The sequence below is a fragment of the Dyadobacter sediminis genome, assembly GCF_005860765.1.
Lineage (GTDB): Bacteria > Bacteroidota > Bacteroidia > Cytophagales > Spirosomataceae > Dyadobacter > Dyadobacter sediminis.
Genome location: NZ_VCEI01000030.1, coordinates 321992 through 334136, shown reverse-complemented (window position 1 = coordinate 334136; position 12145 = coordinate 321992). Strand labels below are relative to the sequence as shown.

Below are 12145 nucleotides of genomic sequence, written 5' to 3'. Positions count from 1 at the left end.
TTGCCAAAATAGCACTATTCCATTTTTTTGATTTACATTGAGCTGATATCATTGCATTAATGAACAATTATAAGTTTCTGATTGCCGCTGTAAGTCGCTGAAATTATCCTTATAATATAAATCCCGCTTGAAAGCTCGGATATGTTGAATGATTGCTGCCGGTCAAATTTGCTAACTCTGAAGCTTTTATGAATGATACCGTGACTGTCAGTTATCTGGACTTCTGCATTGGTTATATCCTTTAATATTTCAACTTTCACTATTCCTTCCGCTGCCGGATTGGGATACGCTACAAATCCGGGGCTTGCAGTATCCAGAATAAAGCTGAAAGGCAATGAATAGCCGGAATAGCAGGAAAGTGAAGGACTGTATACAATTGTATTATTTACAGTGTAACTGCCGGATTGCACCGCTTTGAGTGTGCTGCCGGTTTCTGCCAAAGTCGTTCCGTTCAGTTTCCAGTTGTAATTACCTTTATCAAGATTATTTTCAGCTGCAAGGGTGTAAACTCCTGTTTTCCGGATTACCGGTGTCGTAGGCGTTGGTTTTACATCCACAACAATTTCCGGAGAATAGGAAGAGTAACAGCCTTTTTCATCTTTCGTACGTACGGAGTAATTGCCTGAATCCGTTGCCTGAATGACTGTTCCTTCCGCTCCGGTATTCCAGTAAAAAGCACTGCCGTTTGCAGCTTGCAGGGACACAAAGCCTCCGGCACAGAAAATGGTTGATCCCAGTGCATTCACAGTAGGTGTAGCCGGAAGTGGCAGTGTTTGCGTCGAAATGGTGTTACTCCTGTCAGAAAAACACTGGAACTCGTTAATGGTTTGTACATAGTACGTTCCGGCGCCTGTTACCTTTAAAACCTGGGTGGTTGCACCATTGCTCCATAAATATCCCGCAGAATTACTGGATTGCAGGTTAACACTCAGGTTGGCACAAAATTCCGTAGGGCCGTCTGCGGTAATCGATGGAGTGGGTGGAAGCGGGTTTGCAACAACCTGAACAGGAGTAGAGGCCGGAGAAACACATCCGTTTGCATCTTTTGCCGCAATTGAAAAACTTCCAGAATTCCGGACTTCTATTTGCCGGCTGGTTTCGCCATTGCTCCATATATAGGAATACACTTCGCTGCTTTGCAGAATGGTGTAGTCGCGCTGGCAGAATGTTGTCGGGCGCAGGGCTGTAATCACCGGCGTGGCAGGAAGCGGATTTACACTTACTGATATTGGATCGGATGTAGATTCGCATTCATTAACGTCCCGTTGTTTCAGCGTATAGGTTCCGCTTGCAGTAACGGTAATTGATTTCGAAGTTGCCGAGTTACTCCATATATTTCCTGAATCATAACTGGAAGTAAGCATGACATTTCCACCTTCACAAAAAGTTAACGGCCCGTTTACGGCAATTGCCGGTTTCTGGGGCAAAGTATTTACTTTCACAGCAACCGGATCGGAATTCGGGGAGTAGCAGCCAAAGGAATTAACAGCCTTAACAGTGTATTCTCCTGAATTTCTAACAACGATACTGGAAGTATTTGCACCATTGGACCAAACATTGCTGACCTGCGAATTGGATTGCAGGGTAACTTCCCCGCCTTCACAAAATACAAGCTTGCCGGCTGCCGTAATCGCAGGCTTGGCAGGCAGCGGAGAAGATTGCATGGAAATGACCAGTTTTTCAGATATGGCCTCACACCCGTATGCATTGGTTGTCTTTGCAAAGTACTCGCCAGCCGAACTTACAACCAGCCTGTCGCCCGTTGCGCCTGTATTCCATTGTACATTGTCAGATATGCTGGAAATCAGTGTTGCGGTGTTGCCGACACAAATCGGATTGCTTCCTTCGAGTGTAATCGACGGGCGCGGCGGCAGAACGGACTCATTGATCCTGATTTCAGGAGAAAAGATATAGTTTCCTTTGTCATCTCTCGCACTTACGCTGTAAGTGCCGTTCCCGGCCTGAATATTGCCTGAAGTTTCTCCCGTGCTCCATCTGAAGGAATGATAGCCACTTCCTTCGGCATTGAGGCTGAGGAAGCCATTGCCGTTACAAACGGCCGTAATTTTTAACGGACTAATGCCTTTAAAAGGTTCAGAGCGCGAAAAAAAGTCATTATTCAGCTGATTGTTCCATGCTTCGGCTAGTTGTATCAATCCGTCTCCATCAAAGTGAACGCCGTATTCGCCCCCGTTTCTCGGAACCTGAATCAAGTCTGTACTTGGCCCTAAAAAAACATTCGGAACAGAGTTGATTACTTTTTTCTGGCCATCAATTACACGTTTGTTAACGCCGTTTCTGTTGTCCCATGACGTCAGGCTGACCATCCATGAAATATTTTTACCCGACTCGTTACGGCCGGTTTCAATAACCGTTTTCAAATCATTGTAATAAGCTTCGGCACTGGTTCCTGCCTGCACTTCGGATTCACCCTGCAGCCACAAAACGCCCCTTAACCCGGTAATGGGTGTATATCGCTGAACGACAGATCGCAAATTGCCGTAAGGCATGCCGTCCGGCTCGTAAGGAAGCCCCGCAACATAGACTGAATAGGCCGTCCCGTTGATGCTTTGTACCCAGTTTCTTACCGCGCTTCCGTACCAGGCAATATTGTAAAACAATACCGGAACACCGAGTTTGCTGGTAAGCAAATCGCCCAGTTTTCCCCAGCACCAGGCGGATTTGCCTCTGGGTGAAATATTCGAGTTGCTGTTCAGATGGGTAAATTGCGGATATGGCAAATCCTGTTTTGTATTCAGGTCAGTACTGTTATAGTCTATGCAGCTTACACGGTCGTCCTGTGCGCCGGGTGCGCCGTAATCCTGATATCCTTGCCCGTTGGATTGTCCGGCAACCAGAAAAACTTCGCCGACACCTACATGGGGAACTTGGGTTGAACCAATAATCTGATTCCCTTTCCATGCTCTTACTTCCAGATTGTACCAGCCTCCGCGTGCCTCAATGCTTCCGGAATAAAAACCGCCCTGAGGTGCCGTTTTTATAGTGGTCCAGTCAACGGGTTCGCCGCCGTTCATCGGATTAAGTTTTGCTTCTATCCGATCGGTGGATCTTGTATACGAACCCGAGATGTAAATAGTAGCGAAATTGTTTTTATCACGTTGAAAAATAGCACGGTCGGAAGGATAATCAATGCTTATTTGCCCAACTAGTTTTGTAGATATAAAGCTTAACCCTACCAAAAATATGTACGGTAGAAAGTGTTTCATAATGACAGAAAGTAACGGAAATTCTAGCAGATAAACTTTTAGACACACAATATGCATTAAAAGTTGCCTATTTCAAGAAATAATTATTTTACGTGCAACGTCGAATTAATTAGATCCCATATGCTGTCTTTTAATTGTTCTATTCCTTCTTGGGTAATTGCAGAAATGAGGATGGATGGAATGTTTGCAGGGAGCTGCTTTTTCAGTTCAATACGTTCGTCATCGGTAAGAACGTCAACTTTTGAAATTGCGAGAATGCGGTTTTTCTCAAGAAGGGAAGGATTGTAGATTCTAAGTTCCTGAAGAAGCGTTTCGTACTCGGCATTAATATCTTCGCTGTCAGCAGGAACCATAAAAAGTAAAATGGAATTCCGCTCGATATGTCTCAGGAAACGAAGCCCCAGTCCTTTGCCCTGGGAAGCTCCTTCAATGATTCCGGGAATGTCCGCCATTACAAAAGACTTGTAATCACGATACGAAACAACGCCCAGATTCGGAACCAGTGTTGTAAACGGATAATCGGCAATTTCGGGTCGGGCAGCCGAAACTACAGAGAGTAAAGTAGATTTGCCGGCATTCGGGAAACCCACGAGACCAACGTCAGCCAGTACTTTCAGTTCAAGTATGACCCATTCTTCCAGTCCGGGTTCGCCGGGCTGTGCATGCTGCGGAGTCTGGTTTGTAGCAGATTTAAAATGGTCGTTTCCCATTCCGCCACGGCCGCCGCGCAGCAATATAATTTCCTGACCGTCTTCTGTTATCTCAAAAAGCTGTTCTCCGGTTTCAGCGTTTTTGGCAATGGTTCCAAGCGGTACTTCCAGGATAATATCCTTGCCGATCGCACCGGTCCGCCGTCCACCTTCGCCGCCTTTGCCGTCAAAAGCTTTGATATGCTTGGTATATTTCAAATGCAGAAGTGTCCAGAGCTGTGCATTGCCTTTCAGGATCACGTGCCCGCCCCGGCCGCCGTCACCGCCGTCAGGACCGCCTTTTTCCACGTGTTTTTCACGCCGAAAATGCAAAGATCCTGCGCCGCCAGCACCGGACCTGACATTTATTTTGACATAATCAATGAAGTTGGAAGAAGCCATGTGTATAGTGAAACTTTTAGATTATAAAAGGCCAGCCTTTGAAATAGCCTGGGTTATCTGATTAAAAATGTGATCGATTTCACCAATTCCGTCAATTGCAGTGAATTTACCTTGTTCCAGATAATAATCTGCAACCGGTTTTGTCTTGTTATTATACTCCTGAATGCGTCTGCTGATCAGCTCTACATTCTGATCGTCAGGGCGGCCGGAAGTTTTTCCTCTGTTTAGCAAACGTGCAAGCAGCTCGTTATCGTCTACAACCAGTGCGATCATTACGGAAATACTTTCGTTGTACCGTGTCAGCAATTCATCGAGCGCTTCGGCCTGATTTACGGTTCTTGGAAAACCGTCAAATATAAAACCCGGAGCATTGCTGTGCTCTTTCAGTTTGTTATCGATCATGCCGATCACCACCTCATCCGGCACCAGTATGCCATTATCCATCAATGTTTTGGCTTGCAGGCCCAACTCGGTTCCTGCCTGAATTTCGGAACGCAGCAAATCTCCGGTTGAAAGATGGATCAGATTGTACCTGGCAATGATTTTTTCACTTTGAGTGCCTTTTCCGGCACCCGGAGGGCCAAACAGTATAAGATTCAGCATAGTTGCAATGAAAAATGATGTCGCGTTGGGATGGTGATTTCGGCAAATTTACAATTCTTACTAAATGTCAGCCTAATAGTTATGCATATTTTATCAATAAAAATCCCCCGAATCATTTCTGATCCGGAGGATTTTCTGATTGATGAAGCATAAATCAGGGAATTACAACCCTTTTTACCGCACCGTCTTCATTTTGTACAACGGAGACAAACACGGTTCCTTTTGTATTTTTCCGCAGATCGATCTGGCCTACAAATTCACCTTCAAAATCCTTTATTTCTTTTTTTCCTACTTCCTTGCCTTTTGTATCCGTTACCGAAATGGTGATATCCCCTTTCTGCGGTACGGAAAACCGCAGGTTCAAAACGCCGTTATCAGGATTGTTGGAATAAACGTTCAGTGCACGGACGCTGGCGGGTTTGGTTGTTTCTTTGTCCCATATATCACCCATGCGGTTACCAAAACTTTCCACATCTCTCAGAAGCATTTTGGCTTTCGGATTGAAATCCCGTTCAAAATTACGCATGTGCGAACGCAAGGTTTCCGTATTGAAGTTGAACTCCAGATTATCTTTGTCATCGTGGTTCCATGAATATGCCATTGGTTCGCGGTCATCCCTGCGGTCAACAATCACATTCCGTTTTTTGGAAGCAAATTTGTTTCCTTCACCGTCATCAATCGTAATGGAAACCGTCTGATGCTTCTTTTTGTCAACGCCAAGCGAATCCAGCACTTTTTCTACAAATTCATCTTTTTCTTTGGGCGTCATGGGCCCCAGTTCATAGCTTTTTTCAACATTACTGACTTTCCCGTCTGTATCTTCAGAAACTTTAATGCGGATGCTGGTTTTTTTATCTTTAGCGCCGGACTGGGCTTTTACCTCGGAAAACATCAGCATGGCTGCCAGCCATGCAAGTGCGATTGGAATTCTTTGAAAAAATACAGATTTCATAATCAATTTGTTTTGTGAATGAACATATTATAAAATGTTTTGCAGCTGTTTTTCAGCGTTGTTAAATAATGTTAAAAACAAATGCAGGCAGGAGGTATGCGTTAAATTTGTTAACAGCAGAAAGTCGGGAAAACAGGGGACGGTGTTGCACCGGAGAATTAAAAAATTATGACTAGAAGAAAAATTCAGATCATCGTCGGGCTGATGTGCCTCGCATTGATCGGGCTTATTGCTTTTCAATGGTACTGGATCCGGGAAGCAATTGATATACGCAATGATCAGTTCAACCAGAAAGTTTCCGAGTCGGTTCAGGAAGTTGTGCACCGGCTGGAAAAACAGGAAATGATGTATCTTTTGCAGCGGCGGATTGAAACAGAGCAGCAGAAAAGCAAGCTGGACCGCATTGCGCAGCTCAGGAACATGCCTTTTAAAAGAACAGCAGCGGCCAAGCAGCAGACCGTGCAGGAAAATGTGCCGCGTGCAAGGCCCAAATTTGAAGTTGCCATTGGACCAAATGGCGAGGAAATTCATTACCAGATTATTACCGAAGCCGTTCCGACCGATGTACTGAGTCCGAATTTCAGAGTTATGGTGGATCATCAGCGGCGGATCATGGAAGAGTTTTTTCAGGCGCAGCAATACGGCCTTTCCGGAATAGACGAATTCGTGAAGAGGCGAATGGAAGATGAACAGCGTCTCGGAAATGCGTTCCGCGAAGTTTATGACCAGCAAAATGCAAAACAGAAAAATAAAGAAGCCAACAGCCCCGGAAACGATTCTGTAAACCGGCAACCAGCAAACAGACAGCTTGTCCTGAACGGCAAGAATAAAAGCAACCGTCAGAAAAATAGGGCTGTAATCAGTTCCGCCGATCTGGACAGAGCCGATCTTCTGAAACAGGTAATGCAGGACCTCATTTACACAAAAAGGCCGATTGAGCAGCGTGTAAACCGTTTTTTACTGGATACCTTGCTGAAAAAACAACTGGTGCAAAACGGCATAACATTGCCCTATGAATTCGCAGTACGCGGGCCGGACAACAGCAGCCTTGTTTTTTCCACCGCGGATCTGAAACCGGCAGAATGGGAAGAAAAATCGTACAAAGCTTCCCTGTTCCCGAACGAAACCCTGAATGCACAGAATGCATTATACGTGTATTTTCCGGATCAGAAAAAGTTTATTCTCAGTAATATGGGCGTGATGTTCGGCGGCTCGGGTGTGTTGATTCTGGTAATTATGGCTTGTTTTTACATGGCCGTAACCACGATCCTGCGCCAGAAAAAGCTTTCCGATATCAAGAATGATTTCATCAACAACATGACGCATGAGTTCAAAACGCCTATATCCACAATTGCGCTTGCAGCAGAAATGGCGCAGGAGAACTCGATGAAATTGCAGCCGGCGGATTCCGGCCCGCGTTTGGCTCGCTATCTTGGAATTATCCGGGAAGAAAATAAACGTTTGGGAACGCATGTCGAAAAAGTGCTTCAGATGGCTTTGCTGGATAAAGGGCATGTAAAATTGAAAATCAGCGATGCAAATGTTCATGATCTGATCGGCAATGCCTTGAATGCACAAAGTGTACAGATCGAGCAAAAGAACGGGGAAGTCATTCTGGAATTTGAAGCTGATCAGGAAATCGTATCCGGCGATGAAGTGCATATTTCCAACATTCTCAACAACCTTATTGACAATGCCATCAAGTACTCTCCCGAAAAGCTTTTTATTGCTGTCAAAACCACAAATGAAAACAACGGAATAGCCGTTTCTGTTTCAGATCACGGAATCGGGATGAACCGTGAGCAGCAGAACCGTATTTTTGATACTTTTTACAGGGTTCCAACCGGCAACGTACATGATGTAAAAGGTTTCGGACTTGGCCTGAGCTACGTTAAAAAAATGGTCGAGGCGCATGACGGAACGATTGCCGTTCAGAGCAAACCCGGCGAAGGAAGCACATTTACCGTATGGCTGCCTTTGCGTAAAGAAGAACAATAGTTTAGAAATTTCGCCTGCAACGCCTAACTTGCCTTCTTTTTAAGATAGTCAACGCTGGTTTCAGCAATTTCTGGTACTCGAATGATTTCCAAAACATATGCCCCGCAGGAAATAGAAGACAAATGGTATTCCTATTGGCTCGAAAACAGGTATTTCCACTCAAAACCTAACCCGGACAAAGAACCTTACACGATTGTCATTCCGCCGCCGAACGTTACCGGTGTGCTGCATATGGGGCACATGCTGAATAATACCATTCAGGACATACTCGTCCGCAAGGCGCGTATGGAAGGAAAAGAGGCGTGCTGGGTTCCCGGCACCGACCACGCTTCCATTGCTACCGAAGCCAAAGTCGTAGCCATGCTGAAAGAACGCGGCATCAGTAAAAAGGACCTTTCACGGGATGAATTTCTGGAATATTGCTGGGAATGGACGCACAAATACGGCGGCATTATTCTTCAGCAGCTCCGCAAGCTCGGCGCTTCGTGTGACTGGGACCGTACGCGCTTCACCATGGAGCCTGACCTGTACGATTCCGTAATCGACGTTTTTATTGATCTTTATAACAAAGGGAAAATATATCGCGGCCACCGGATGGTAAACTGGGACCCGCAGGCGCGCACAACCGTTTCGGACGAAGAAGTAATCATGAAAGAGGTAAATCAGAGGCTGGTTTATCTCAAATATCCGTTAGTCGGGGAGAATGGAGAAGGGACAATGGAGGAAGGCGTTATCATTGCTACGACGCGGCCGGAAACGATTATGGCGGATGTGGCCATTTGCGTGAACCCGAATGACGAACGTTATCAGCACCTGATCGGAAAGCAAGTTTCCATTCCGCTGATTCATCGTGCCATTCCGATTATTGCCGATGATTACGTGGAAATGGAATTTGGAACGGGCTGTCTGAAAGTAACGCCTGCGCACGATACCAACGATTACGAACTGGGAAAAAGGCATAATCTTCCGATTATTGATCTGCTCAACGAAGACGGTACGCTGAACGAAAGAGCACAGATCCTGGTCGGAGAAGACCGTTTTACAGCACGCAAGAAAATCATCAGGCTGCTGGAAGAATCTGGAAATCTTGTAAAAACGGAAGAATATAAATCCAACGTTGGCCATTCCGAGCGTACGGATGCGGTCATTGAGCCGAGGCTTTCGGAGCAATGGTTTCTGAAAATGGAGGAAATCAGCAAGCCGGCTTTTGAGAACGTCATGAATGACACGATTCAGCTCATTCCTGCAAAATTCAAAAATACATACCGTCACTGGATGGAAAATGTCCGCGACTGGAACATCAGCCGCCAGCTTTGGTGGGGGCATCGCATTCCGGCTTATTACCTGAATGACGGAACGATGATCATTGCCAAATCCAAGCGCGATGCATTGCGGAAAGCGCAGCATGAATACCAGCTTTTTGCATTGACGGAAGAGGATATTACGCAGGACCCGGATGTGCTGGATACCTGGTTTTCATCGTGGCTGTGGCCTATTTCGGTGTTTAACGGGATAAAAGAACCGGAAAATGAAGATATAAACTATTATTATCCTACGAATGACCTTGTTACCGCTCCGGAAATCCTGTTTTTCTGGGTGGCGCGCATGATCATTGCCGGTTATGAATACAAAGGCAATTATCCGTTCAAAAATGTTTACCTGACCGGGATCGTCAGAGATAAACTGGGCCGTAAAATGTCCAAATCGCTCGGCAATTCGCCGGACCCGATTGATCTGATCGCACAATACGGCGCGGACAGTATCCGGACCGGCATGCTGTTCAGTTCGCAGGCGGGAAATGATTTGCCTTATGATGAAAAACTGGTAGAACAGGGAAGGAATTTCGGGAACAAAATCTGGAATGCATTTCGGCTTGTCAAATCTTTTCAGGTTTCAGAAAATACAGAACAGCCCCAAGGCTCGGCGCGGGCAGTAAAGTGGTTTGACAGCAGGCTGAATCAGGTTTTGGCCGAAGTACACGATCATTTTTCCAAATTCCGGATTTCCGATGCTTTAAATACAGTTTACAAGCTTGTATGGGACGATTTCTGCTCGCAATATCTGGAAATGATCAAGCCCGGTTTTGAGCAGCCGATTGATGCAGCCACATACGAAGTCACGCTCGATTTTTATGATCGTCTGATGCGGCTTCTTCATCCGTTCATGCCGTTTATTTCAGAAGAAATATGGCAGAACATCCGTGAAAGAAAAGAGAAAGATTCCATATGTATTGCAGCTTTTCCAAAGCCGAAAGAAGCGGATCAATTCATAATTAATGACTTTGAAATCCTGTTTGAGCTTGTTTCCTCGGTACGAAACCTGCGCAATGCAAAAAACATCAGTCCAAAAATCACATTGCCGCTTGCCGTTCGGACAGAAGCACAGGAGCGTTATCAAAAGCTCGAACCATTGATCCGGAAACTCGCCAATGTGGAAGCGCTTGCGTATGTGAATGAAGAAGGTGAAGGAACTTCGTTCCGTGTTAAGTCAGATGAGTTTTTTGTGAACCTTGCCGGGGAAGTGGACGTAGAAACAGAGCGCGAGAATCTTCAGAAAGAGCTGGATTACACACTGGGTTTTCTGGAATCGGTGAAGAAAAAGCTTTCCAATGAACGTTTTGTACAGAATGCGAAAGGAGATGTTGTTGAGAAAGAACGGCTCAAACAAGCTGATGCCGAAGCCAAAATCGAGACGTTGAAAGAGGCGCTTGCAAGGTTAGTTTAATGTATCGGAATTTTGGGATCATGTTTCAACTCTTTTCAAACAGCGTATAAAGCAGCTCTTGTTTATCCATATTGATTTTGAGAAAATGGCTTCATCTGTATTTCGGATGAAGCCATTTATGCATAGTATCTGGTGACTGCATTTAGTTTTTGTACCTTTGCGGCATGCAAACTACGCAAAACAAATTTGAGCAATTCAAGCTTAACAGGCAATTACTCAACGCCATTGAAGAAGCAGGCTACACAGAACCTACTCCGATACAGGAACAGGCCATACCGCTGGCCATTGCCGGACAGGATATATTAGGCATCGCACAAACGGGAACCGGCAAAACGGCAGCTTACACATTGCCTTTGCTGATGCGGATCAAATATGCGCAGGGCGAACACCCGAGAGCACTCATTCTTGCACCGACGCGGGAACTGGCCATGCAGATTTCCGAAACAATCATACAATTAAGCAAATATACAGACATCCGCACGGTTGTACTTTACGGCGGAGTAGGCCCGAAAACGCAAATAGAAGCGGTTCAGAAAGGAGTGGACATCATTGTGGCTACACCCGGCCGGTTTATGGACCTTTACTTTAAAGAAGAAATCCTTGTAAAGCACCTGAACGTCATGATTCTGGATGAAGCGGATAAAATGATGGATATGGGTTTTATGCCGCAAATCCGCAAGCTGCTGGAAATTATTCCGCGTAAAAGACAGAACATGCTTTTCTCGGCGACTTTTTCGGAGAAAGTAGAACGTTTGTCTTACGAATTCCTGGAATTTCCGACCCGGATTGAAATTACTCCGCAGGCTACAACGGCCGAAATGGTGGCGCAGTCCATGTATGAAGTACCCAATTTCCGGACCAAGATCAATTTGCTGACGAGCTTATTGAAAGATAAGGAAGTTTTTAACCGCGTACTGATTTTTACACGCAGCAAGGAAGTAGCGGGGCTTGTGCACGAGCATTTGCTGGGCCGGGTTGTAAAGGAACAGGAACTGCGTGTAATACATGCCAATAAAGGACAGAATACACGCATAAACGCCATGGAGGCGTTCAGGGAAGGCTCTGTGCGGGTGATGGTGGCAACGGACGTTGTAGCCCGCGGAATTGATATTACCGAAGTAAGCCATGTCATCAATTTCGACGTCCCGCTGATTTATGAAGATTATGTGCACCGGATCGGGCGAACGGGCCGGGCAAATAAAGTAGGCGAAGCAATTACTTTGATTACCATGGCCGATGAATACCATATTCTGAAAATAGAAAAAATGATCCGGATGACGATTCCAAGAAAAGAATTGCCGGAAGATGTGGATATTGCGCCAACGCCTCATAATGAGCGTCAGGACATGTTAAGGGAAATCGACAATCAGAAAAGAAAAGAAGATCCGACCTTTCTGGGCGCTTTTCACGAAAAGAAAAAAACCTTTCACCAGGCTCCGAAATCTGCCGGAAAAACGCAGCAAAACCGCCGGAATGGCACGGGAAGAAGTAAAAGGCGGTAACGCAATACAATTTCAATTAATCCGTTTAACTTGGACAATAGAAAACCT

At 45.5% G+C, this 12145-nt stretch carries 7 protein-coding genes; 3 read left to right on the top strand and 4 right to left on the bottom strand.

Going from position 1 to position 12145, the window contains the following annotated elements; translation table 11 throughout:
• Nucleotides 1-56: 56 nt before the first annotated feature.
• From FEM55_RS22725 to FEM55_RS22710, 4 genes are all read right to left on the bottom strand, one after another.
• Nucleotides 57-3227 (bottom strand): T9SS type A sorting domain-containing protein, encoded by a 3171-nt coding sequence (locus FEM55_RS22725; RefSeq protein WP_138283616.1) that lies wholly within the window; start codon nucleotides 3225-3227, stop codon nucleotides 57-59.
• 83 nt (nucleotides 3228-3310) lie between these two features.
• Complete coding sequence (gene obgE, locus FEM55_RS22720) at nucleotides 3311-4318, bottom strand: GTPase ObgE (protein ID WP_138283615.1); 1008 nt, start codon at nucleotides 4316-4318, stop codon at nucleotides 3311-3313.
• 21 nt (nucleotides 4319-4339) lie between these two features.
• The gene (locus FEM55_RS22715; protein WP_138283614.1) at nucleotides 4340-4921 is read right to left on the bottom strand and encodes an adenylate kinase; all 582 of its coding nucleotides are present in this window, start codon (nucleotides 4919-4921) and stop codon (nucleotides 4340-4342) included.
• Nucleotides 4922-5075: 154 nt separating this feature from the next.
• A complete protein-coding gene (locus FEM55_RS22710) occupies nucleotides 5076-5873 on the bottom strand; it encodes a T9SS type A sorting domain-containing protein (RefSeq protein ID WP_229209384.1) in 798 nt (265 codons plus the stop codon).
• A gap of 168 nt (nucleotides 5874-6041) precedes the next feature.
• Here FEM55_RS22710 and FEM55_RS22705 point away from each other — a divergent pair, with 168 nt between their 5' ends.
• From FEM55_RS22705 to FEM55_RS22695, 3 genes are all read left to right on the top strand, one after another.
• The gene (locus FEM55_RS22705; protein WP_138283613.1) at nucleotides 6042-7871 is read left to right on the top strand and encodes a sensor histidine kinase; all 1830 of its coding nucleotides are present in this window, start codon (nucleotides 6042-6044) and stop codon (nucleotides 7869-7871) included.
• 81 nt (nucleotides 7872-7952) lie between these two features.
• On the top strand, nucleotides 7953-10595 hold the full coding sequence (locus FEM55_RS22700) for a valine--tRNA ligase (protein WP_138283612.1): 2643 nt from the start codon (nucleotides 7953-7955) through the stop codon (nucleotides 10593-10595).
• Nucleotides 10596-10759: 164 nt separating this feature from the next.
• A complete protein-coding gene (locus FEM55_RS22695; RefSeq protein ID WP_138283611.1) occupies nucleotides 10760-12097 on the top strand; it encodes a DEAD/DEAH box helicase in 1338 nt (445 codons plus the stop codon).
• Nucleotides 12098-12145 lie beyond the last annotated feature (48 nt).